This window comes from Sphingobium baderi (genome assembly GCF_001456115.1).
Taxonomy (GTDB): domain Bacteria; phylum Pseudomonadota; class Alphaproteobacteria; order Sphingomonadales; family Sphingomonadaceae; genus Sphingobium; species Sphingobium baderi_A.
In genome coordinates this window covers 3,517,550-3,540,250 of the sequence record NZ_CP013264.1, presented here as the reverse complement: position 1 = coordinate 3,540,250, position 22,701 = coordinate 3,517,550, and the positions used below count along the sequence as shown (strand labels likewise).

The window sequence follows — 22,701 nt, the reverse complement described above, 5'->3', positions numbered from 1 at the left end:
ACTGCGCCGGGCGAGCTTGTTGGCAAGGGGCCGTATCCTTTCCCCCAAAGGGGAGAAGGGGAAGGGCAGGAGGGGCTGTTATGGCGTCTTCCCCTGCCGGCGAATCTTTTTATCCTCGCTTCCGGATAGGGGGCGGGGATTTTTTGTGATCGTGGTGAGGGCGGCTCCGGGTGGTTGGCGGATGTTGCTATTTCAGCCCTCTCCCGGTTCGGCCTGAATAGGGGCGATACGCCACTTCGACAAGCTCAGTGGCTACCTACTCAGGACGAATGGAGGTGGGTTTGGGCATGGCCGCCCTTGGCCGAAAAGGGCCGTTTTGTCCGCGGCCTAATATATTTTTCCTGAAAAAACGGGGTTTGTCATGAAATGGTTCGGGACGAAAGCGGCGCGCGATGGAGCGCGGCCGGTGCTGGCGCGCGCCTGGGGATCGGGCGGCGTGGCTCTGGGGGAATGGCCTGCCTCTTATGAGGCGCAGGTGCGGGCCGGGGTGATCGGCAATCCCATCGCGCAGCGGGCGATGCGGCTGGTGTGCGAAGCGGCGGGCGCGACGGCGCTGAAAGTCTGCGGCGTGGAGCCGGAGGCGGCGGCGCGAGTGCTGGGGCTGGTCAACCGCTGTTCGGCGGGGCAGGCGCTGGTCGAGACGCTGGCCTGCCACCTGCTGTTGCACGGCAATGGCTATGTGCAGATATTGGCGGGCGCGGACGGGACGCCGACCGAGCTGTATGCGCTGCGCCCGGAACGGGTGAGCGTGGAGGCCGATGCACGGGGCTGGCCCGCCGCTTATCTCTATCGCGTGGGGGACAGCGTGACGCGCCTGACGCCGGAGGACGGCGCGGGGCGCACGAGCATCATTCACCTCAAAGCGCTGCACCCGCTGGACGATCATTATGGGCTGGGCTGCGTCGGCGCGGCGGCGGGCGCGGTGGCGATCCACAATGCCGCGACGGTGTGGAACAAGGCGCTGCTCGACAATGCGGCGCGGCCGAGCGGGGCGATGGTCTATGATCCGGGCGACGGGTCGGTGATGTCGCCGGAGCAGTTCGAGCGGGTCAGGCAGGAGATGGACGCCGCCTTTGCAGGCGCGGCCAATGCCGGGCGGCCGATGCTGCTGGAGGGCGGCCTCAATTGGAAGGCGCTCAGCCTGTCGCCCGCCGAGATGGATTTCGTGGGGTTGAAGGCGGCGGCGGCGCGGGAGATCGCGCTGGCCTTTGGCGTGCCGCCGATGCTGCTGGGGCTGCCGGGCGACAACACCTATGCCAATTATCGCGAGGCGAACCGGGCGCTGTGGCGGCAGACGATCCTGCCGCTGGTGGCCAAGCTGTGCGCGGGGCTTTCGCAGGGGCTGTGCAGTTGGTGGCCGGGCGCGCGGGTCGAGGCCGATCTGGACGCCGTGCCTGCTCTGGCGGAGGAGCGGGCGGCGCTGTGGGACCGCGTGGCGGCCGCCGATTTCCTGACGGCGGAGGAGAAGAAGGCGATGCTGATGATCGCCTAAAGCAGAGGTTGGGCGAGGGAATCGAGGCGGCAGAAATGTCCGCCCCAGTTCCAGCGCCCGCCCTGCATCAGGCAGTCGCCCACGGTGAAGAGGTCCGCCCACCAGGCGAGACCGCCGAGGGCGACGAGGACAAGGACGATCAGCCATTTGCGGGTAACGCGTTTCATGGCGTGGGACATAGGCGATGCGGCGCGGCTGGAAAAGGGCGGCGGGGAGCGGTGTGCGATGAAATATGATGGGGAGATGCTGGCGCGGCTGGTCGCCCAGGCGGAGGCTCAGCCGATGAGCGCGGACATGGTGATGATCCGCGCGCTGATCGAGGAGGCAAGCGAACTGGGCGCGGGACGGGCGCTGGAGCGGCTGGGGCTGGCGGATCGGCGGGCGGAGGGCGACATGAGGGAGTTGCGGGAACTGCTGTCGGCGTGGCGCGACGCGAAGAAGGCGGCGCGGGGCGCTGTCGTCGGCTGGGCGGTGCGGATCGCCATGGCTCTGGTGCTGCTGGGGCTGGCGGTGAAGATGGGTTTGCTGGGGCTGGTGCGCGGATGAGCGGGGGCGATGTGCGCTTTGCCGGTTATGCGGCGGTGTTCGACCGGGTGGACCGGGGCGGCGACGTGGTGCGGGCCGGGGCTTTCGGCAGCGCGCGGGCGACGGGCGTGCCGCTGCTGTGGCAGCATGGGCCGGGCGAGGTGATCGGATCGGTCGAGCGGCTGGAGGAGGATGCGCGGGGGCTGCGCGTGATCGGGCGCGTGTCGGCAAGGACGGCGGCGGGACGCGCTGCGGCGCGGATGCTGCGGGAGAAGGCGGTGGACGGGCTGTCCTTCGGCTACCGGGTGCGGGAGGCGCGGGGCGCGGGGCCGCGCGAGTTGCTGGGGCTGGACCTGGTGGAGGTGAGCATCGTCACCCATCCGATGCAGCCCTTGGCGCGGGTGATTGCGGTGGAGGAGGGCGGAGAGGCCCACTCCTCCAACTTCGCCTAGCCAGCAGGCTGGCAAGGTTTCGTATCCTTCTTCCCGATGGGGAGAAGGTTTTTGGCGGTCCTGCGGGGCCGCCTTTTTCGTTTTGTGGCAAGGAGAAGTCGATGACGGATATGTTGGAGAACAGCTTTGACGCGGTGCTTCAGGGGGAAAGGATCGCGGCTGTGGAAGGTGATCTTGCTGCGCTGAAAGGTCGGGTGGACGGCGCTTTTCTCTCCGGGCAGCGCCCGGCGCTGGATGGCGTGAAGGGCGGTGCGGTCGATCCGGCGCGGGCGGCCTTCGTGGATCGCTATCTGCGGCAGGGGCTTGAGGCGGGCGTGGAGCTGAAGAGCTTTTCGGGCGCGAGCGGGACTGCGGGCGGCTATGCGGTGCCGCGAGAGATCGATGCGGTGATCGACAGTACGCTGAAGGCGATTTCGCCGATCCGTTCCATCGCCAATGTGGTGCGGACGGGGAGCGCGGGCTATCGCAAGCTGGTGAGTGCGGGCGGCATCGTGTCGGGCTGGGCTAGCGAGACGGGCGCAAGGGCCGAGACAGGGACGCCGAGCTTCAACGAGATCGCGCCGCCTTCGGGCGAGCTTTACGCCAATCCGGCGGCGTCTCAGGCGATGCTGGACGATACGCAGTTCGACGTGGAAGGCTGGCTGGCCGGGGAGATTTCCCGCGAGTTCGCGGCGGCGGAGGGCGCGGCCTTTGTGGGTGGCAATGGCACGAACAAGCCCAAGGGGTTCCTGACCTATACGACGACCAACGAGGCGGACGGGGTGCGGGCTTTCGGGTCGCTGCAATATGTGGCTTCGGGCGCGGCGGGCGGTTTTGCGGCGTCCAATCCGCAGGACAGGCTGATCGATCTGGTGCAGAGCCTGCGCGCGCCCTACCGGCAGGGGGCGTCTTTCGTGATGAATTCGGCGACCCTGGCGGCCATCCGCAAGATGAAGACCAGCGACGGCGCGTTCCTGTGGCAGCCTTCGATGAGCGCGGGGCAGCCTGCGACGCTGCTGGGCTATCCGGTGGTGGAGGCCGAGGACATGCCGGACATCGGCGCGAACAGCCTGTCGATCGCCTTCGGCAATTTCCATGCGGGCTATGTGATCGCGGAACGCAGCGAGACGAGCATCCTGCGCGATCCGTTCAGCAACAAGCCCTTCGTCCACTTCTATGCCGTCAAGCGGATCGGCGGCGCGGTGGCGAACAGCGAGGCGATCAAGCTGATGAAGTTCGCCGCTTCCTGATGCGGGGGTGACGGCGGATTAACTTTGGGGGGCGTTCGCGTCCCCCTTTTTGTTTGGTGGGGAGACGGGCGTGGCGATCACGGATTGGGAAATGGCCGATCTGGTGCGGGAGGTCTGTTACGATGTCGGGACGGGGCCGCTGACGCTGGGCGGCGCGATGATGGGCTATCGCGCCTTTGCCGATGCGGTGGGGACAGGCGCGCGCTTTCCCTATGTGATCGTGGGCGTGACGGATGCGAGCCAGTGGGAGGCGGGCAGCGGGATGCTGGACGGCGAGGGGCGGCTGGCGCGGACGGTCGGCGCTTCGTCGGCGGGCGGCGCGGCGGTGGATTTCGCCGCGGGGGAGAAGCGGGTCGCGCTGGCGCTGCACGCGGCATGGGCGCGGGCGGTGGAGGCGCATGATCATGCGCCGCCGGACCTGAGCGGGATCGAGGCGGCGCTGGCGGGCAAGCAGGCGGCGAGCGGCGTGCTGGATGCGCTGGCGGGCGTGGAGGCAGGGGCGGACCGGCTGCTGTGCTTTACGGGGATGGAGAGCGCGGAGGCCATTTCCTGCACGCCCTTTGCGCGGTCGTTGCTGGACGATGCCGATGCGGCGACGGCGCGGGTGACGCTGGGCGTGCAGGATGCGGGCGGCGATATGCTGCCGGACGAGGATGACGCGCAGGCGCTGGGCAGCCCGTCGCGACGCTGGTCGGCGCTGCATGCGGTTTCCATCGTGAGCGATGACGCGCAGATCGGCGGGGGCAGGATCAGCGGCATCGACGACCTGGCCATTGCGGATGGCGGGACGGGAGCTTCCACGGCCGCGCAGGCGCGGGCCAATCTGGAGCTGGGAAACATGGCGACGCAGAATGCGGGCGCGGTGGCGATCACCGGCGGGAGCGCGGTGTTCGACAGCTTTGGCGTGGTGACGACCGGCGACCCCTATATCAACCGTTTCGCTGGCACCTCGGCCGCCAGCGCCGCGATCGCGGGACGGCGCGCGCGCGGAACGGTTTCCACGCCCGCCCCGGTCCAGACGTCCGATATATTGGGCGGCATGTATATGGCCGGCTATCAAGCCGTGTCGAACGGCTGGACCGCCAATGTCGCGGCTGTCTATGCCTATGCGACGGAGGATTATTCCAACTCCGGCTATGGCGCGGACATAGCCATCGCCACCACCGCCATCGGATCGACCACACGGGCCGTGCGTGTCCGGATCAGTTCCGCCGCCATGACCCCTGGCGGGGATAATAATTTCGCGCTGGGAGCGGCCACCAGCCGCTGGTCCGTGGTCTATGCGGGCACCGGCACGATCAACACGTCCGACGCGCGGGAGAAGCGGGATGTGGACGATATTCCCGAAGCGCTGCTCGACGCGTGGGGCGACGTGACGTGGCGGCGCTTTCGCTTCGTCGATGCCGTGGCGTTGAAAGGCGGCGATGCGCGCTGGCATGTCGGCCTGATCGCGCAGCAGGTGCGCGATGCGATCGACGCGCGCATGGGCGTAGGGGAAGCGGTGCGGCTGGGCCTCGTCTGTTTCGATAGCTGGGAGGCGGAAACGGAAGAACGGGATGAGGAGGGGCAGATCGTCCGTCCCGGCCGGGACGCCGGGGACCGATGGGGGCTGCGCTATGAGGAATGTCTGGCGCTGGAAGCAGCCTGGCAACGCAGGCGGATCGCCGGGATCGAGGCGGCGCTGGCCCAGTTGAGCGGAGGCCCCGGCGATGGAGGGTGAGGCGCTTGGCGCATTGCCGATTGGCGATGCGGGCAATGCGCGCGCGTCACTGGTCTGGCCGGGTAGCTGGCTGGCCGGAACGCGACCCGGTCAGAAGCAGCGCATGGAAGGCAGGACAGGCCCCGCGAGGCCCGAAGCGACGGGAGGAAGCAGGATAAGATGAACCTCTATCTGAAAGATCCGCAGGCGCGGATCGACCATGAAATCGACTGGTCGGCCTATCTGGCCGGGCAGCATGTCGTCGCGAGCGTGTGGCATGTCAGTCCCGCCGAAGCGGGCGGCATCGTGGTGGAGGCCGATGCGTTCGAGGATTTGCGGACCAGCGTGCGGCTGAGCGGTGGCGCTGTGGGGCGGCTTTATTATGTGACCAACCGCGTCGCCCTGTCCGACGGGCAGGAAGATGAGCGGTCGATCCATGTGCGGGTGGAGGAGCGATGATGATGGCGGCGCAAGGGGAAGCGGGCGCGCTGGCGGCATCGCTGGCGGAATTAAAGGCCTATCTGCGAATAGCGACGAGTGATGAGGATGCAGTGCTGGCAGGATTGCTGCGAAGCGCGGCGGCGCTGTGCGAGGGTTTTGTCGGGCAATGGCTGATCGTACGCGAGGCGCGGGAAACAGTGTCCGGCGATGGCCGCTGGCAACGGCTGTCGGCGCGGCCGGTGGCGGCGATCCTCGATGTGCGGGCGGTGGACGCGGCGGGCGTGGAAGAGGCGTTGCCGCCGGAACGCTATGCGATCGACATCGATGCGTCGGGCGAGGGCTGGGTGCGGCTGAGGGGCGTGGGCGGCGGGCGGCGGCTTTGCGTGCGTTATCGGGCGGGAATGGCGGAGGATATGAACGGTCTGCCCGAAGCGATCCGGCAGGGGATCGTGCGGCTGGCGGCGGATCATCACGCGGCGCGCAGCGGCGAAGGCGCGGCGCCGCCTGCGGTCGTCAGTGCGCTGTGGCGGCCATGGCGGCGGATGCGGCTGGCATGAGGGAGGCATGGCAAAGGCGCATGACTGCGCTGGCGGAAGCTGGCGCGGCGCGAAGGCGGGCCGCGATCGCGCAGGCGATGAGCGATGCGGGCGTGGCATCGGTGCGGGTGGACGGAGAAAATGTCCGGGCATCGGGGCGCGGACTGATGGCGCGATGGATGGGTGATCTGACGCTGCGTGAAGCAGGAAGGGGCAGGGCATGAGCGCGGAAATAACGGTTCGCGCCGCCATGATCGCGGCGCTGAAGCAGGATATGACGTTGATGGACGGGCTTAATGGTCTGTTCGATGGCGCGCCCGACCGGGCGACGTCGCCCTATGCCGCGGTGGAAGAGTGTCTTGGCGCGGATTGGGGGGCGAAGGATGTCGACGGACGGGAATTGCGTTTGTCGATCAGTCTGCATGACATGGGCGAGACGCCTGCCCGCATCGCGCCGCTGCTGGCGCGGGTGGATGCCGTGGTGAAGGCGATGACGGAAGCGGGCGAGGGTTGGCGGATCGTTACTACGCAGTTGCTGCGTTCCCGTATCGCCCGGCAATCGGGGCGGGATCGCGGCTGGCGCGCCATTGCGGACTATCGGCTGCGCCTGGTGCGGGAGGCGGGCTGAGGGGATTTCGGTGGAGTGTGGATATTGGAGAAGTGACGAATTTTGGCCAATCGCGGACGCACCCACCCATGTAGGGAAAGCGGCCGGTCGATTTCCCATCCAAAACCGCCATTCGGCGTGAGGCCGATCAGGCCGGGCTGAGATAATCCTCATATTCAGAGGTGATCTTGTCCATATATTCGGACACCTGATCGTTGGCGTCGGACTGGGCTTCCTGCTCCGACATGCCGCTGGTCTTGTCGTCCGCCACGATGGCGGCGCGGAAGGCGGCTTCCTTGTCGCCGCACTTCGCCTTCAGCGCGGACTGAAAATCGCCCAGCGCGAGCTTCTTGTCGAGCGCAGGCTGAATCTGCGCCGAAAGGCATTGGGAATAGGCCTTGCGCCCGGCACCGACAGGGTCAGCCGCGGGGGCGGCTGCAAGCATCATCACCAAAGGAACTGCAACAAGCATCGGACCCTCTCCACAGCTTGATTCTGGCACGGGTTAACGAACAAGGAGAATGCGCCATGGGCGTCGAAAAAGGAAGTGCGTTTCTGCTCAAGGTCGGCGATGGCGGCAGCCCGGCAAGCTACGCAACGGTAGCGGGGATGCGGACCACGCAATTATCCGTCAATGGCGAGGCGGTGAACGTCACCAGCAAGGATAGCGGGGGTTGGCGCGAGTTGCTGTCCGGCGCGGGCGTGCGGTCGGTCAGCGTGTCGGCGGCGGGCATCTTCACCGGATCGGCGGCGGAAGTGCGGATCCGCAACCATGCCCTGTCCGGCACCATCGACGAATATGAACTGAGCTTTGAAAGCGGGGAGCGGATGCGGGGGCGATTCCTGGTCACGCGGCTCGACTATGCGGGCGATTATAACGGCGAGCGCAACTATGCGCTGAGCCTGGAAAGCTCCGGCCCGGTGGTGTCGCAATGAGCGCGGCGGCGAACGCGGCGCGGGGCGAGGCCGCGCTGGAACTGGGCGGGCAGGTGCTGACGCTGCGCCCCAGCTTTGCCGCGCTGGTGGCGGCGGAGGAGGAAGTGGGGCCGCTGTTCGAACTGGTGGAACGGGCGGCGGACGGGAAGCTGTCGCTGGGCGATATGGCGGCGCTGTTCTGGCATTGCCTGACGGATCGCAGCGGCGGGCTGACGCGCGAAGCGATGGGCGAGGCGATCCTGGCGCTGGGACTGGCGAAGGTGACGCCGGTGCTGCGGACCATATTGCAGCAGATATTGACGGGCAAATGAGCGCGGCGACGCGGCTTGCGGAGCGGGCGGCGGCGTTGGCGGGGATCGCGGGTTGGCTGCTGGGGTGGCGGCCCGACGAGTTCTGGCGCGCGACGCCTGCGGAACTGGCGGCCGTGCTGAAGGCGGCGCGGGGCGAGGAAGGGCCGGAGGCTGGCGTGGACGCGGGCGATCTGGAGCGGCTGCGCGCGATGATGCCGGATCGCTGAGGCCGGGCAACAGGGGAAATCCGATGGAAGAGGAAGTCGACACGCTGGTCGTGCGCGTGCGCGCCGACACGCAGGGGCTGGCGCGCGATGTGGAAGCGATGCGCGCCGGGATGGAGGGGCCGCTGGCGGCGGGCGCGGAACGGGCGGGACGGCGGATCGAGCAGGGGCTGCTGAGGGCCGCGCGGACGGGCAAGTTCGGGTTCGAGGATTTGCGGCGCATGGCGCTGTCGGTGCTGGACGATATTGCCCGCAGCGCCCTGCGGTCGGCGATGGGGTCGATTGGCGGTGGAGGCGGCGGCGGGTTGCTGAATGTGGGAGCTTCGCTGATCGGGTCGGCTCTGGGGCTGCCGGGGCGGGCGACGGGCGGGCCGGTGGGGCCGGGCCGCGCCTATATGGTGGGTGAGCGGGGACCGGAACTGTTCGTGCCCACGGCGAGCGGGCAGGTCGTCGCGCATGGCGGCGGCGGGCGCGACGTGCGGGTGAGCATCGCGGTGCAGGGACGAGGCGACGGGCAGGATAATCCCCGGCTGCTGGCGCGCAGTGCGCGGCAGGTGGCCCGGGCGGTGAAAGGGGCGCTGAACGGATGAGCGGGATCGGCTATTGGCTGACGAAAGAGCGGGGCGGGCAGGAAGCGCGTTTCATGAAGCGGTTCGCGCCGACCCATTGGACGGTGAATTTCCCCCGGCCGATGATGGCGAGCGTGGTGACGACAGCGCCCGATGCCCTGCGGGTGGATGCGGTCTTTTACGGCTCGGGCGATCTGGCCGGGCTGATCTGGGAAGCGGAGGACAAATGGAGTCACCCGCTGCTGGCTTATGAGACGGCGCGCGATTTCCGCGATTGCGTGCTGCGCTTTCGCTGGCGGAGCGGTGGTCTCAGGCGGCTGGACCAGACGCATGGGCCGACGCTGACCATCGAGGGGCGCGATGCGGAAGGCCATACGCGGTCCTGGTATGTGCGCTTGTGGAACTATGCCAATGGCGATCCAGAAGATACGGAAATCATTCTGGATTTCTCTCGCCTTGAGGGCGGATTTCTTCTGCCGGAGGAGAGCGATCCGGTGTGGGCGGGGGATATCGACCGGATGTTCGTTTCGCTCGCGCCGCTCGATTATGATGCGGGCGATACGGTCTTTGCGGCGGGCGTCGAAGGCTGGGCGGAGTTGTCCGGCATCAGGTGCGATGGCGCAGGATCGGTGCTGGCGGTGGGTGATGTGGTGGTGCCCGAACATGGGCTGTCGATGGCGACGGGCTATGACGATTGCCTGAACCAGACGCCGGAGCGGATTATCGCGGCGATCCATGCGCTCGGCTATCGCGGCGACATCAATCATTATGTCGGCATGAGCCATTATTTCCGGCTCTTGCCTGTTGGGGGAGGGCATGTTGTCACCCTGGAAGGCGGAGCGCTGAATACGCCCTGCGCGGCATGGCACGCCGATTTCGCGCGGCGGGCGAAGACCATGGGGCTGGGGGTGATCTGGTCGCTGTCCTATGAACTGTTCGACGCGCATTGCCCGGAGGGATGGAAGCAGCGGGCGGAGAATGGCGATCCGGCGCTGACGGGCTGGACGCCGCCTTCGACATTGCTGTCCCCGGCCCATGCCGGTGCAATGAGCTATCTGCAGGCGGTATCTTCTTCCTTTGTTACCATAGCCTTGGATAATGATATTGCCGTCAAGTTTCAGGTCGGGGAGCCATGGTGGTGGGTGATGCCCGCCGATGGACGCATCTGCCTGTATGACGATGCGGCGCGGGCGGCGCTGGGGGAAAGTCCCGTTTCGATCCCGGATGTGCGGGGGACGCTTTCTGCCGGGCAGAAGATGCTGCTGGATGCGGCGGGGGCGATATTGGCGGCGTCCACGACTTCCCTCTGCGCGGCGGTGAAGGCGCTGGCTCCGGAGGCGGTGACGCATTTGTTGGCTTACCTGCCGACGGTGCTCGATCCGCTCGCGCCGGAGGCCAAGCGGGCGAACATGCCGATAGGGTGGGCGGACCCGGCCTTCGATGTGCTGCAACTGGAAGATTATGACTGGGTGACGCAGGGGCGCAGGCGGCTGACTGCGCGCGGTGTCGAAGAGGTGACGGCGCGGCTGGGCTATCCAATCGAGCGGCAGCATTATTTTTCGGGCTTCGTGCTGGCGCCGGAGGATGCCGCGCAATGGCGGGAGATCGCCGGGGAAGCGGACGCCGCCATCCGGCGCGGCACGGCGGCGACGTTCATCTGGGCGCTGCCGCAGGTCGCGCGCGATGGCTTCACCTGCTTCAGACTGGATGGGGAAGAAGATATGCAGGCCTTTGATGATATTGTCTTTCCTTTGAGCGTGGGGCGAGAGGCGAGCCTGTCCCCGGCCTTTTCGACGCAGATTGTGGAAAGCCCATCCGGCCATGAACGCAGGACGAGCGATTGGGCCGATGCGCGCCTGTCTTTCGATGCGGGGCCGGGCGTGCGGTCGGAAGCGGATATTGGAGAGCTGATCGCGTTCTTCCGGGCGCGGCGGGGCGCGGCGCGGGGGTTCCGCTTCACCGATCCGTTCGACAATCGAAGCTGCGCGGCGGGCGGAACGCCGGGGCCGATCGACCAACGATTGGGTGTGGGCGACGGCATAAAAGCGGAGTTCCAGCTCATGCGCTTCTATGGCGAGGGGGAGGAGGCGCAGGCGCGGGCCATCACGCGTCCGGTGTCGGGATCTGTCAGGGTCGCCGTGGATGGCGTCGAGCAGCTGTCCGGCTGGAGCCTTGCGGGGCTGGGCGTCATCGCCTTTGACGCCGCGCCGCCGGAGGGCGCGGTGCTGACCGCCGGTTTCCGCTTCGACGTGCCGGTGCGCTTTGCCGAGGACCGGCTGGACATCAACCGGGCGACCTTCGCCGCCGGGGAGGCGCCATCGGTGCCGCTGGTGGAGATCCGGGAATGAGTGTGGCGGAGATATTGGGCAAGCCGCTGTGCACGCTGGCCTTTTGTTGGCGGCTGGAGCGGCGGGATGGCGTGACGATGGGCCTCACCAGCCATGACCGCGACCTGACTGTCGATCATGTCCGCTATCGCGCCGCGCCGGGCATGATGCCTTCGGCCATCCGCAGCGGCATCACGGCGGAGGGCGCGGACATGGATGTCGAGGGCGCGCTGACATCCGACGCCATCAGCGAGGATGACCTGATGGCAGGACGTTGGGATGGCGCGGCGCTGGAGGTGCGGCTTACCGAATGGGAGGAGCCGGGCGCGCTGTGGCTGTTGCTGGCGCGGGGGGAGATAGGCGCTGTGGGGCGCAGGGGCGGCGCGTTCACGGCGGAACTGCTGGGCGCGACCAATGCGCTGCGGAGCGCGGTCGTGCCTTCGACTTCGGCGGATTGCAGGGCGCGGCTGGGCGACCGGCAGTGCCGGGTGGACATGGCCGGACGCAGGCGCATCGTGGTGGTTTCTGGTATCGAGGATGGCGTGGCGCAGGTCGAAGGGCTGACGGCGGGCGCTTATGCCTTTGGCACGCTGCGCTGGCTGACCGGCGGCAATGGCGGGGTCGTTCAGGCGGTGACGGACAATGAAACCGACCGGGCGACACTGGCCGATCCGCCGCCCTTCGTGGTGGAGGCGGGGACATTGGCTTTGCTGACAGAGGGATGTGACCGGCAACTGGCGACCTGCGCCGCGCGCTTCGGCAATGTCGTCAATTTCCGGGGCGAGCCTTATCTGCCGGGCACGGACCTGCTGACCCGCTATCCCGGCGCATGAGCGGCGAGCGCATGGCGGCGCGGATCGTCGCGGAGGCCCGGGCTTTGGTCGGCGTCCCTTTTCGATTGCATGGGCGCAGCGCGGAACTGGGGCTGGACTGCGTCGGACTGGCGGCGGTGGCGTTGGGCCGGGCGGGGCATTCGGGGATGGCGCCCAGCGGCTACGCGCTGCGGACGAGCGATGTGGGACGGATCGAAACATGGCTGGAACAGGCGGGATTGCGAAGAGTGGCGATGGCGAAGGCCGGCGACCTGGCGCTGGTCCGGCCGGGGCCGCTGCATCTGCATCTGATGATCCGGGTGCCGGGCGGCTTCGTCCATGCTCATGCGGGGCTGCGGCAGGTCGTCGAAATGCCGGGAGGTTCGCCCTGGCCGATCATCAGCCATTGGCGCGCGATTTGAGGGGTATTGGAATATGGCAACAGTTGTTCTGACCGCCGTGGGATCGGTTTTCGGCGGTCCCATCGGCGCGGCGCTGGGCGGGCTGGTCGGCAACGCCTTTGACCATGGCGCGCTGTTCAAGCCGAAGGGGCGGCAAGGTCCGCGGTTGCAGGACCTGCATATCCAGACATCGACCTATGGCACGCAAATCCCGAAGCTGTTCGGGACGATGCGCGTGGCGGGCACGGTTATCTGGGCCACCGACCTGCGCGAGACGAAGAAGAAAAGCGGCGGAGGGAAGGGGCAACCGAGCGTCACGACCTATAGCTATTCGGCGAGCTTTGCAGTGGCCCTTTCGGCGCGGGCGGTGCGATCGGTGAAGCGGATATGGGCCGATGGCAATCTGCTGCGCGGGGCGTCGGGCGATTTCAAGACCGCTCTGGGGGACTTCCGGCTTTATCGCGGAGAGGAGGATCAGGCGGTCGATCCCTTGATCGCGTCGAAGCAGGGGGCATCGCAAACCCCGGCGCATCGGGGAATTGCCTATGCCGTTTTCGAGGATTTGTCGCTGGCCGATTATGGCAATCGTATCCCGTCACTGACCTTTGAGGTCGAAGCGGATGACGGCGCGGTTTCTATCGGCGCAATCGCCACGGGGCTGAGCGAGGAGCGGATTGGTGGCGAGGGGCTGGCGAGCGTGGATGGCTATGCGGCGGGCGGTAGCGATCTGGAGGACGCCCTTGCGCCGTTGGTCGAAACCTTCGGACTGGCTCTTGCGGCGGGAGAGGAGGGGCTTGTGATAAGCCCGGAATGGCGGGAGGCCTCTCACGACATTCCAGCGGCGAGCCAGTGCGGGCGCGTGAACGGGCGGGCGCTGGACGCGCTGGAGCGATCCGGCGCGGCGGCCGATGCCGTGCCGGTGGCGCTATCGGTCCGCCATTATGATGCGTCGCGGGATTATCAGGCGGGGATGCAGCGCGTCACGCGGCCTGGCCCGGGACGGCTGGAGCAGGGCCTGGAATTGCCCGCCGTGCTGACCGGCGACGCGGCGCGGGCTTTGGCTGGAGAACGGCTGGGGGCGTATTGGGCGGGACGCGCTGGCCTGACGCTGCGTTGCGGTTGGGAAGCATTATGCCGCCAGCCCGGATCGGTCGTCACCGTCGAAGGCGAAGCGGGCCTCTGGCGGATCGAGGAACGGGAATGGGAGGCCATGGCGGTCCGCTTGTCCTTGCGCCGGGTGCCGGGGGCGGGGGGCACCATTCCCCCGGGCGCATCGTCGGGCGCCATCGTACGAGAGTCCGATGCGCCGCATGGTCCGACCAGCTTGCTATTGGCCGACCTGCCCAATTTGAAGGACGGAACCGTTAGCACGCCGATCCTTGTCGCGGCCGCTGGTGGTGGAGCGGGCTGGCGCGGAGCTGCTCTGTTCGCGATGAATGAGTTGGGCGAGGCCGCTCCCGCAGGCAGAACTGCGCCGCGCGCCACGATGGGGCGGGCCGATGCGGCCTTGCCGGGCGGGAGCGCCACGCTGATCGATGAAAGCCATTCGCTGTTCGTCACCTTGCTGGCGCAAGACATGGAATTGATGGACGCCAATGAGCTGGCTTTGGCGCAGGGCAGCAACCTGTGTCTGGTCGGGGATGAGTTGATGCAGTTCAGCCGGGCGGTAAGGACAAGTCCCCTGAGCTATCGTCTTTCCGGTTTGCGGCGCGGTTTGCGCGGCACCGAATGGGCAATGGACGCCCATGTCGGCGGAGAGGGATTCCTGTTGCTGGAGGAAGATCGGTTGATCGAGCCTCTCGCGGCCCTGGGCGCGGAAGGGGAGGAGGGCGCGCTGCTGCGGTTGAGCGCGATCGGGATCGGTGACGTGGAGCCGGTCGAGGCAGCGCTCGCCATCAGGGGGGAAGCGTTGAAGCCGCCTTCCCCCGTGCATGTCCGGCTGGTTCCTGACGGCGCGGGAGGGTGGCGCATCGGCTGGACAAGGCGCAGCCGCGACGGATGGCGCTGGAGCAGTGGCGGAGACGTGCCTCTGGGAGAAGAGAGCGAGCGTTATGAACTGCGAGTTCTGCGCGGTGCTGAGGTGAAACGGCGCGCCGAAACGGCCGAGCCGGTCTGGCTCTATGACGCGGCGATGGTTTCCGATGACATGGCGGGAGCGAGCGCGGCCGACTGCATTCTGGAAATCCGGCAGATCGGCTCCCGCGCGATGGGGCGGCCGGCCCGTGTCGCCATTCCGGCCTGAAGGCCATGTAGCGTTGAGGGGAGTTGGCAATGACGATGGATATGACGCCGCGCTGGGAACTGCCGCTGCTTTTCGCGGGGCAGGCGCAGAAGGAAATGTTTCACAATGAGGCGCTGACGCGCATCGACATGCTGTTGCACGGACAGGTGCAGAGCGCCGATCTGGGGGAACCGCCCGCAACACCATCGGCCGGGGAATGCTGGATCGTCGGCGCGGATGCTTCGGGCGAATGGGTGGGGCGGGAAGGCATGGTGGCCTGCTGGACCGAGGGTGGCTGGCGCTTCGCTTCGGCGATGGCGGGACTGGCGCTCTGGGTGGTGGACCGTGGCCATGCGATGCATCATGATGGTGCGGTATGGCGTTCCGGCGCCTGTCGTCCCGATGGTCTATATGTGAATGACGCCCGTGTTGTGGGGGAGCGTATGGGCGCTATCGGCAATCCTTCGGGCGGCTTGGTGATCGACGGTCAGGCTCGCGGGGCGATAGATGCGATTCTCAATATATTGCGGACGCACGGATTAATCGCTGCATAACTATGTTGATATGTGCCATCATCGAATGAGCGCTTCCGATTAGCTCGGCAAAGGCGCTAAACCCTTCCTGTTGCGTCTTTTTTGCAACAGTTTCGCTAATTGTGGACTTGCCATGAAACTTTCTTGTGGATACAGGGTTTCAGCAGTCCTTCGTGACACTTTTGAAAGGGGAATCCAAATGCGGAAGCTTGCCCTCGCGGCTGCTCTTGCGACTAGCGCCCTGGCCACCCCGGCTCTGGCGCGTGACAATAGTTGGTATGTCGGCGTAGACGCCGGTGTGCTGCTGGTCGAAGATCAGGATATCAGGTTCAATCCCGGAGTGACGGTTCCGGACGTCGATTACCACAAGGGTTATGATTTCGACGCCAACATCGGCTACGATTTCGGTAGCTTCCGTCTTGAAGCTGAAGCGGCCTACAAGCGCGCCAAGGTTGATCTGGACAAGTCCGGCTTCGGTGGTGCGGCCTCTGCCCTTTCGTTCATGCTGAACGGCTTGCTTGACTTCGGTCCCGATGACGGCCTTCAGGGCTTTGTCGGTGGCGGTGTCGGCGTTTCGCGCGGCAAGCTGGCTACGGATCTCGTCAATGACAGCGATACGGGCTTTGCCTGGCAGGCACTGGCGGGTGTTCGCTATCCGCTGAGCAGCAATGTCGATGTTTCGTTGAAGTATCGCTTCTTCAACCAGGACAAGATCAAGCTGGTCAACGACTATGCCACGGCTGGCCCGGCTGGGTCGGATGTCCGGACCAAGCTGCGTACGCACAGCCTGCTGCTTGGCCTGACCTACAACTTCGGTGAGCCGGCTGCTCCGCCGCCGCCTCCGCCGCCACCCCCGCCGCCTCCGCCGCCTCCGCCGCCGCCTCCGCCGGTCGTGGAATGCAGCCCTGGACCGTACATCGTGTTCTTCGAATGGGATAAGTCGGACGTTACGCCTGACGCAGCCACCATTCTGGACAACGCGGTTTCGGCCTACAGCAACTGCGGCAGCGCCCAGGTCATGCTGGCGGGTTATGCGGACCGTTCGGGTTCGGCATCGTACAACGTCGGCCTGTCTCAGCGCCGTGCTGATGCGGTCAAGGCCTACATGGCGTCGAAGGGTATCCCTGACGGCGTGATGACGACCCAGGCGTTCGGTGAATCGAACCCCCGCGTCGAAACCGCCGACGGCGTTCGCGAACTGCAGAACCGTCGCGTGGAAATCACCTACGGTCCGGGTTCGGGTCAGTAATCGACCTCCCGTTTCGGGAAAGATGGAAGAGGGCCGGTCGCAAGACCGGCCCTTTTTCGTTGGCGATTTGCGGTTTGCAACCTTGATGCCGAATGTTTTCATGGGGCGGCGGGATCGTCCGCTTCCTTCCCCATTCGTCCTGAGTAGCCACTGAGCTTGTCGTAGTGGCGTATCGAAGGCATAGGTGGTGCCAGCCTCTTCGATAGGGGTATTCGGCCTGGTCAGAGGCCAAGTTTATCCTGAAACTACTATTGCAAGCAGTCAGTCGAAGGGCGCAGCGCCTGCTCAGGGCGAACGGATGTTGATGTTTCGGTAAATGTCCGCAATTGGCCGAAAATCATCGCCCGTTTGCAAGTTGCAAGCGGCTCTTTTGTGAGTTGCTTATCCGTTCAGCCCTGTTTCACCGCTCATGGATTGAGTTGGCGATGCATTTGGGAGATGCGTGGGCTATTCGAACGCGCCGACCAAAATCCCATTCTTTCATGGGAACCGATGACAAGTTGGTTCGAACGTGCAACAAATCATCTCTTGCTGCGTTCGCTTTCCTGTTTGTATCCGGGAGTTTGCTCCATGAAATTTGCTTCGATCGCTTGGGCTTTGCCCTTGTTCACCACCGTTGGGGCTTGCGCGACGGCTTCCAATGAACCGGCTTCTCTCGCCGAGGCGCCCGTGGCGCATGCAAAACTGCTGGCGGGCGATGCTACGGCACGAGGAGAGGCAAAGGTCACTCAGGCAGCGGATGGCCTTCATGTTTTCGTGCGGGCGGAGGGGCTGACGCCTGGGCTTCATGCGGTTCATCTTCATACCACCGGAGTCTGTACTGCGCCCGATTTCGCGAGCGCAGGCGGGCACTGGAATCCGACGGGTCGTCAGCACGGCAAGGATAATCCCCAAGGCATGCATATGGGCGATATGCCCAACATGCTCGCCGGGGCGGATGGCACGGGTGAGATGGAATATGTGATCCCCGGCGGGCTTGTCAGTTCCGGTGCGACGCCGTTGCTGGATGCAGATGGGGCGGCTGTCGTCATCCACGCGCAGGCGGACGACAATAAAACGGACCCTGCCGGCAATGCGGGCGGACGCGTGGCGTGCGGCGTGTTGACTGCGGGCTGACACAGCGCATGGATGATGGAAAAGCGCGCGAGAGATGAGATAAATAGGCTCTGACTGCGGAACCTGCATTGGCTTAGGCGGGATAGTGGGCAACCTGATTATAGGTTGCCCCTTCTCCACCGAGATGGCTTTCATATAATGAAAAGCCGCTCACCTCGAACGGCGCGCTTGAAAAGTTCGCATGGCGCTTCATGAATGGCTCGACCGATGCAGTGGACCGTCCGCACCGTGCGATCGTAATATGCGGCAGATAGGCGCGAGCGTCCGGTTTCAGGCCGAGCGTGACGCAGAGATGGTCGATTTTGCGGTGCAAGATCATGAGCGCGTCACAAGGGCGTAGGCCAACCCACAGGCTATTGGGTCGACCATTGGATGCAAAGCAACCCACGCTGCCAAGTTCGACGGTAAAGGGATGGAACCGAACCGTTCCCAACAGATCGGCCAGATCATTGGCCATATATTGATCCACTTCGCCGATGAAACGAAGGGTCAAATGAAGCTGATCGTCATTCTGCCAACGCGCGCCCGCAATGCCTTCCATCAGCGTCAGTAGCTGAGAGCGGATGAAGAGGGGTGGGCGAATGGCGATGAACAGGCGATGCATTGCCTTTATATAGGTTTCCGGCCTGGGTTCGTCATGTCCGTCAGACCGCTTGAATTCAGTGACGGAACAGCCGATAATGCAAAAACCGGCGGATGGATGCCGGCGAAGGAGAATTTACTCATGGCCAACTGGTCCGACCCCCGTTCCGACATTGCGGGCTTTGGCGGCGGCGCCACGGTAGCGCGCGGCGAGGCGTTTGACGCTGGCCTGCGGGCCTATATGCTGTCGGTTTATAACTATATGGCGAGCGGCGTTCTGCTGACGGGTTTGGTCGCCATGCTGTTCGCCTCCAGCGGTCTGGCGTTGCAGATCCTGGCAGGCCCCGGCATCCTGAAATATGTCATCATGTTCGCCCCGCTTGTCTTCGTCATGGTGATGAGCTTTGGCGTAAACCGGCTTTCGACTTTTGCAATGCAGGCGATGTTCTGGGCCTATGCCGCGGTGATGGGCCTGTCGCTGGCGTCGATCTTCCTGGTTTATACCGGCACGTCGATCGCGCAGACTTTTTTTGCCACGGCAGCAGCCTTCGCGGGATTGAGCCTGTGGGGCTATACGACGAAGAAGGATTTGTCAGGCTTTGGCACCTTCCTCATCATGGGGCTCGTGGGCTTGCTGGTGGCATGCCTCATCAACCTGTTCCTGCGTTCCAGCGTTATGGATCTGGTGATCAGCGTCGTCGGCGTTTTGCTGTTCGCGGGCCTGACGGCCTATGACACGCAGAAAATCAAGAGCATCTACGCCCATGTCGCGGGCACGGATATGATGGGCAAGTCGGTCGTGATGGGGGCGCTGAACCTTTATCTCGACTTCATCAACATGTTCCTGTTCCTGCTGCGCTTCATGGGTAGCAGCCGGGACTGAGCAAAGATTATATTTGATGGGAAGGCCCGGCGGTTCATTCTGCCGGGCTTTTTATTGGCTGTTTCGCTGCATCTTGGCGATCAGAGCATTGTCCAATTCCCTCTGCCGCTGATAGCCGGGACGGTCGCGAAGGCGGACGGCATAGGCATCAAAGGATGGGCGGTTGGGAATGGTGCCGAATTGAAGTCCCCAATCAATCTGCGCGCCGACATAGACATCGGCTGCGGTAAACTGATCGCTGCAAATCCAGCCGGGGCCTGAAACGGCGCTTTCCAATGCATCTATGGTGTGGTCGAACGTTCCATATCCCGCCATTCGTTCCCGGCCTTCCGGGATGATGAAGCCGAGAGCCTTGTTGGTCACCGCCGCTTCCACGGGGCCAGCCGCGAAAAAGAGCCAGCGGTAATAATCGGCGCGGCGGTCAATAGGCGGAGCAAGATGGGCCGCCGGGAAGGCATCAGCCAGATAGGCGCAGATGGCTGCGGCTTCGGTGATCGTTTTTCCGGCATGGACGATAGCGGGAACTTTGCCCATGGGATTGATGGCGAGGTAGTCGGATGCCTTCATGCCGGTGCCATAGTCGAGTGGGACGAGGTCATATGGTTCGCCAACCTCCTCCAGCATCCATCGCACGATCTGGCCGCGTGACATGGGGTTTGTGTAGAAGGTGATCTCTGCCATCGAAGCTCTCCCTTGGCTTTGCCATGCTGTAGCAGGTTCGGAAGGTAGGGGGCCACTTTACGACGGCAGGGATATAAAAAAGGGCAGCCGGAGGCCGCCCTTTTCTATCCGAATTACCCGACGCTTATTTTGCCTGTTCGGCTGCCTTCGGCTTGCCACCCTTCTTGCCCTTTTTGGGCGCGGCGGGCGTGATTTCGAAGGCGAGGGCATCGTCCTTCAGCCGGACATGGACTTCACCGCCATGGACGAGCTTGCCGAACAGAAGTTCCTCGGCCAGCGGCTGCTTGATCTTCTCCTGCATCAGACGGCCCATGGGACGCGCGCCATAGAGCTTGTCATAGCCGCGCGCCGTCAGCCATGCCTTCGCATCATCGTCCAGCGTGATGTGGACATCGCGGTCGGCCAGTTGCAGTTCGAGCTGGAGCACGAACTTGTCGATGACGCGGGCGACGATTTCCGGCGGCAGATAGCCGAAGGGAACCACTGCATCGAGACGGTTGCGGAATTCGGGGGTGAAAAGCTTCTTCACCGCATCCTCCTGCACATCGCCGCGCGTGATGTTGCCGAAACCGATGCTCTCCTTCTCCATGTCCGACGCACCGGCATTGGTGGTCATGATGAGGATAGTATTGCGGAAATCGACGGTCTTGCCGTGGTGATCGGTCAGGCGGCCGTTATCCATGACCTGCAACAGGATGTTGAACAAGTCGGGATGCGCCTTTTCGATCTCGTCCAGCAGCAGGACGCTGTGCGGATTCTGATCCACCGCGTCGGTCAGCAGGCCGCCCTGATCATAGCCGACATAACCCGGAGGCGCGCCGATCAGGCGGCTGACCGAGTGGCGCTCCATATATTCCGACATGTCGAAACGCTGGAGCGGGATGCCGAGCAGGTTGGCGAGCTGGCGCGCGACCTCTGTCTTGCCGACGCCGGTGGGGCCGGAGAAGAGATAGTTGCCGATCGGCTTGTCCGGATCGCGCAGTCCCGCGCGGGACAGCTTGATCGCGGAACTGAGCACCTCGATCGCCTTGTCCTGGCCGAAGACCACGCGCTTGAGATCGGTGTCCAGCGCGCCCAGCACCGTCTTGTCGTCGCTCGACACCGTCTTGGGCGGGATGCGCGCCATGGTGGCGATGACCGCTTCGATCTCCTTGGGGGTGATCGTTTTCTTGCGCTTTGAAGGCACTACCAGCATCTGCATCGCCCCGACTTCATCAATCACATCGATGGCTTTGTCGGGAAGCTTGCGGTCGTTGATGTAGCGAGCCGAAAGCTCGACCGCCGACTTGATCGCGTCGGGCGTATATTTGACGTTGTGATGCTCCTCAAAGGCGCTCCGCAGGCCCGCGAGAATCTTGATCGTGTCCTCTACCGTGGGTTCGTTGACGTCGATCTTCTGGAACCGGCGCAGCAGGGCGCGGTCCTTCTCGAAATGATTGCGAAATTCCTTGTAGGTGGTCGAGCCGATGCAGCGGATCGTACCGCCGGACAAGGCAGGTTTCAGCAGGTTGGACGCATCCATCGCGCCGCCGCTGGTCGCGCCCGCGCCGATGACGGTGTGGATTTCGTCGATGAAGAGCACCGCATGAGGCATCTTCTCAAGCTCGGTGACGACGGCCTTCAGCCGCTCCTCGAAATCGCCGCGATAGCGGGTTCCGGCAAGCAGCGCGCCCATGTCGAGCGAATAGATCACGGCTTCCCTGAGCACGTCGGGCACGTCGCCCTCTATGATCTTGCGCGCCAGACCTTCGGCGATGGCTGTCTTGCCGACGCCCGGATCGCCTACATAGAGCGGGTTGTTCTTCGATCGGCGGCAGAGGATCTGGATCGTCCGGTCGACTTCGGCCGCGCGGCCGATCAGCGGATCGACCTTACCCCGCTCGGCCTTTTCGTTGAGGTTGACGGTGAACTGCTCCAGGGCGCTGTCCTTCTTGCCCTTGCTGTCCTGCGCCTTCTTTTCTTCTTCCTGAGCGCCCTTCGCTTCGCGCGCTTCGGGCGCGGACGTGCCCTTACCGACGCCGTGGCTGATATAGCTGACCGCGTCGAGGCGGCTCATATCCTGCTGCTGGAGGAAATAGACGGCATAGCTCTCCCGCTCCGAAAAGAGCGCGACGAGGACATTGGCGCCCGTCACCTCATCCTTGCCGGATGACTGGACGTGCAGGATCGCGCGCTGGACGACGCGCTGAAAACCGCTGGTGGGGGAGGGGTCGGACTGGCCCTCCACCTTCAGGCTGTCGAGTTCATGGTCGAGATATTGGGTGACGGCGTCGCCCAGTTCGCCAAGCTCCACGCCGCAGGCCTGCATCACTTTCGACGCATGCTCGTCGTCGATCAGGGCGAGCAGGAGATGCTCCAGCGTCGCATATTCATGATGACGCTCGGACGCATGAGTCAGCGCATTGTGCAGCGTGGTCTCGAGAGCGGGTGCGAAAGATGGCATGTCTGTTCTACTCCTGGCCCCAAGAAGGGGCGATCTTGAACCATATGTCGGCATTGCTCGACGGCGGATCAAGATGCCTGTCCTGATCGCCGGAATTGCCGGACTGCCCGTGCCCCAGAAAACCCGAAGAATGAAAGCCCATCCTGGGGTCGCTAGGGGCGAGGCGCGGGTTCATCGCTTGAATAACGCCTCGGCGGTTGCCTTATGGTTAACGGCGCTTTCAATCTTTGATCGGGTTCGGGCTAATTCACCCTCCAGCGCTTTGATACGCGCTTCCAGATCGGCAACGGACAACGGCCCCAAATCCTGTCGGATCAACTGGGCCAGCGGATTATCGGCCTTGCGTGGCAGATCGTCGTCCAAGTCCATGAAAGCCAATGTTGACCCTGCAAGGCAGTCTGTCAATAAGGGCGCAAACTTCACATGCGATTTCTATGATGTAGCAATGCGATC

The 22,701-nt window shown here is 64.7% G+C and carries 27 protein-coding genes; 21 read left to right on the top strand and 6 right to left on the bottom strand.

All coding sequences use genetic code 11. The features are described 5' to 3' along the window. Positions 1–361 precede the first annotated feature (361 nt). Positions 362–1,492: a phage portal protein gene (locus tag ATN00_RS17300; protein WP_062066909.1), complete on the top strand. Its 1,131-nt coding sequence runs from the start codon at positions 362–364 to the stop codon at positions 1,490–1,492. Here the strand turns inward: ATN00_RS17300 and ATN00_RS23755 are convergent. Further along, positions 1,489–1,659 carry a hypothetical protein gene (locus tag ATN00_RS23755; RefSeq protein ID WP_197413616.1) on the bottom strand — a complete coding sequence of 57 codons (171 nt, stop codon included), beginning with the start codon at positions 1,657–1,659 and terminating at the stop codon, positions 1,489–1,491. The genes ATN00_RS17300 and ATN00_RS23755 overlap by 4 nt on opposite strands. Before the next feature lie 58 nt (positions 1,660–1,717). Between ATN00_RS23755 and ATN00_RS17295 the strand changes: the two genes are divergently transcribed. The 8 genes from ATN00_RS17295 (at position 1,718) to ATN00_RS17260 (ending at position 7,002) form a co-directional block, all read left to right on the top strand. After that, positions 1,718–2,038, top strand: coding sequence for a DUF6127 family protein (locus ATN00_RS17295; RefSeq protein WP_062068943.1), 321 nt, complete (start codon positions 1,718–1,720; stop codon positions 2,036–2,038). Beyond that, complete coding sequence (locus tag ATN00_RS17290; RefSeq protein ID WP_062066906.1) at positions 2,035–2,469, top strand: HK97 family phage prohead protease; 435 nt, start codon at positions 2,035–2,037, stop codon at positions 2,467–2,469. Before ATN00_RS17295 ends, ATN00_RS17290 begins: the two co-directional genes overlap by 4 nt. 101 nt (positions 2,470–2,570) lie before the next feature. Next, positions 2,571–3,698: a phage major capsid protein gene (locus tag ATN00_RS17285; protein WP_062066902.1), complete on the top strand. Its 1,128-nt coding sequence runs from the start codon at positions 2,571–2,573 to the stop codon at positions 3,696–3,698. Between the two features lie 70 nt (positions 3,699–3,768). Further along, positions 3,769–5,418, top strand: a complete 1,650-nt coding sequence (locus tag ATN00_RS17280; RefSeq protein WP_156415296.1) for a tail fiber domain-containing protein — start codon at positions 3,769–3,771, stop codon at positions 5,416–5,418. Between the two features lie 159 nt (positions 5,419–5,577). Further along, entirely contained in the window at positions 5,578–5,856 is a 279-nt protein-coding gene (locus ATN00_RS17275; RefSeq protein WP_062066896.1) for a phage fiber-tail adaptor protein, read from the top strand. Further along, positions 5,853–6,395, top strand: a complete 543-nt coding sequence (locus tag ATN00_RS17270) for a head-tail connector protein (protein ID WP_062066893.1) — start codon at positions 5,853–5,855, stop codon at positions 6,393–6,395. The genes ATN00_RS17275 and ATN00_RS17270 overlap by 4 nt, the downstream gene beginning before the upstream one ends. Positions 6,396–6,415: 20 nt before the next feature. Then, positions 6,416–6,598, top strand: coding sequence for a hypothetical protein (locus ATN00_RS17265; RefSeq protein WP_231746315.1), 183 nt, complete (start codon positions 6,416–6,418; stop codon positions 6,596–6,598). Continuing rightward, a complete protein-coding gene (locus ATN00_RS17260; RefSeq protein ID WP_062066890.1) occupies positions 6,595–7,002 on the top strand; it encodes a DUF3168 domain-containing protein in 408 nt (135 codons plus the stop codon). The genes ATN00_RS17265 and ATN00_RS17260 overlap by 4 nt, the downstream gene beginning before the upstream one ends. Before the next feature lie 127 nt (positions 7,003–7,129). Here ATN00_RS17260 and ATN00_RS17255 read toward each other — a convergent pair whose 3' ends face one another. Next, entirely contained in the window at positions 7,130–7,453 is a 324-nt protein-coding gene (locus ATN00_RS17255) for a hypothetical protein (RefSeq protein ID WP_062066887.1), read from the bottom strand. Positions 7,454–7,509: 56 nt separating this feature from the next. Between ATN00_RS17255 and ATN00_RS17250 the strand changes: the two genes are divergently transcribed. The 11 genes from ATN00_RS17250 (at position 7,510) to ATN00_RS17200 (ending at position 17,659) form a co-directional block, all read left to right on the top strand. Beyond that, entirely contained in the window at positions 7,510–7,917 is a 408-nt protein-coding gene (locus ATN00_RS17250; RefSeq protein WP_062066885.1) for a phage tail tube protein, read from the top strand. Then, the gene (locus ATN00_RS17245) at positions 7,914–8,228 is read left to right on the top strand and encodes a gene transfer agent family protein (RefSeq protein ID WP_062066882.1); all 315 of its coding nucleotides are present in this window, start codon (positions 7,914–7,916) and stop codon (positions 8,226–8,228) included. The genes ATN00_RS17250 and ATN00_RS17245 overlap by 4 nt, the downstream gene beginning before the upstream one ends. After that, a complete protein-coding gene (locus ATN00_RS17240) occupies positions 8,225–8,434 on the top strand; it encodes a phage tail assembly chaperone (protein WP_062066879.1) in 210 nt (69 codons plus the stop codon). The genes ATN00_RS17245 and ATN00_RS17240 overlap by 4 nt, the downstream gene beginning before the upstream one ends. Positions 8,435–8,457: 23 nt before the next feature. After that, positions 8,458–9,021: a tail tape measure protein gene (locus tag ATN00_RS17235; protein ID WP_062066876.1), complete on the top strand. Its 564-nt coding sequence runs from the start codon at positions 8,458–8,460 to the stop codon at positions 9,019–9,021. Beyond that, positions 9,018–11,348, top strand: coding sequence for a DUF2460 domain-containing protein (locus ATN00_RS17230; protein WP_062066873.1), 2,331 nt, complete (start codon positions 9,018–9,020; stop codon positions 11,346–11,348). The genes ATN00_RS17235 and ATN00_RS17230 overlap by 4 nt, the downstream gene beginning before the upstream one ends. Then, positions 11,345–12,160, top strand: coding sequence for a DUF2163 domain-containing protein (locus ATN00_RS17225; protein WP_062066870.1), 816 nt, complete (start codon positions 11,345–11,347; stop codon positions 12,158–12,160). Before ATN00_RS17230 ends, ATN00_RS17225 begins: the two co-directional genes overlap by 4 nt. Continuing rightward, positions 12,157–12,561 carry a hypothetical protein gene (locus ATN00_RS17220; protein ID WP_062066867.1) on the top strand — a complete coding sequence of 135 codons (405 nt, stop codon included), beginning with the start codon at positions 12,157–12,159 and terminating at the stop codon, positions 12,559–12,561. The genes ATN00_RS17225 and ATN00_RS17220 overlap by 4 nt, the downstream gene beginning before the upstream one ends. A 13-nt stretch (positions 12,562–12,574) precedes the next feature. Further along, the gene (locus ATN00_RS17215; protein ID WP_062066864.1) at positions 12,575–14,782 is read left to right on the top strand and encodes a phage tail protein; all 2,208 of its coding nucleotides are present in this window, start codon (positions 12,575–12,577) and stop codon (positions 14,780–14,782) included. Between the two features lie 29 nt (positions 14,783–14,811). Continuing rightward, positions 14,812–15,315: a DUF2793 domain-containing protein gene (locus ATN00_RS17210; protein WP_062066861.1), complete on the top strand. Its 504-nt coding sequence runs from the start codon at positions 14,812–14,814 to the stop codon at positions 15,313–15,315. Between the two features lie 178 nt (positions 15,316–15,493). Beyond that, on the top strand, positions 15,494–16,543 hold the full coding sequence (locus ATN00_RS17205) for an OmpA family protein (protein WP_062066858.1): 1,050 nt from the start codon (positions 15,494–15,496) through the stop codon (positions 16,541–16,543). A gap of 570 nt (positions 16,544–17,113) precedes the next feature. Further along, positions 17,114–17,659 (top strand): superoxide dismutase family protein, encoded by a 546-nt coding sequence (locus ATN00_RS17200; protein ID WP_062068939.1) that lies wholly within the window; start codon positions 17,114–17,116, stop codon positions 17,657–17,659. A gap of 73 nt (positions 17,660–17,732) precedes the next feature. Here ATN00_RS17200 and thpR read toward each other — a convergent pair whose 3' ends face one another. Then, positions 17,733–18,263 (bottom strand): RNA 2',3'-cyclic phosphodiesterase, encoded by a 531-nt coding sequence (gene thpR, locus ATN00_RS17195; RefSeq protein ID WP_062066855.1) that lies wholly within the window; start codon positions 18,261–18,263, stop codon positions 17,733–17,735. Positions 18,264–18,383: 120 nt separating this feature from the next. Between thpR and ATN00_RS17190 the strand changes: the two genes are divergently transcribed. Continuing rightward, entirely contained in the window at positions 18,384–19,124 is a 741-nt protein-coding gene (locus tag ATN00_RS17190) for a Bax inhibitor-1/YccA family protein (protein WP_062068937.1), read from the top strand. Positions 19,125–19,175: 51 nt separating this feature from the next. On the opposite strand, the gene ATN00_RS17185 is transcribed toward ATN00_RS17190, so the two are convergent. The 3 genes from ATN00_RS17185 to ATN00_RS17175 all read right to left on the bottom strand — a co-directional run bounded on the left by ATN00_RS17185 (position 19,176) and on the right by ATN00_RS17175 (position 22,617). Further along, entirely contained in the window at positions 19,176–19,805 is a 630-nt protein-coding gene (locus ATN00_RS17185) for a glutathione S-transferase family protein (protein ID WP_062066852.1), read from the bottom strand. A gap of 124 nt (positions 19,806–19,929) precedes the next feature. Continuing rightward, positions 19,930–22,248, bottom strand: a complete 2,319-nt coding sequence (gene clpA, locus ATN00_RS17180; RefSeq protein WP_062066849.1) for an ATP-dependent Clp protease ATP-binding subunit ClpA — start codon at positions 22,246–22,248, stop codon at positions 19,930–19,932. Between the two features lie 171 nt (positions 22,249–22,419). Further along, a complete protein-coding gene (locus tag ATN00_RS17175) occupies positions 22,420–22,617 on the bottom strand; it encodes a DUF1192 domain-containing protein (RefSeq protein WP_062066846.1) in 198 nt (65 codons plus the stop codon). Positions 22,618–22,701: the final 84 nt, after the last annotated feature.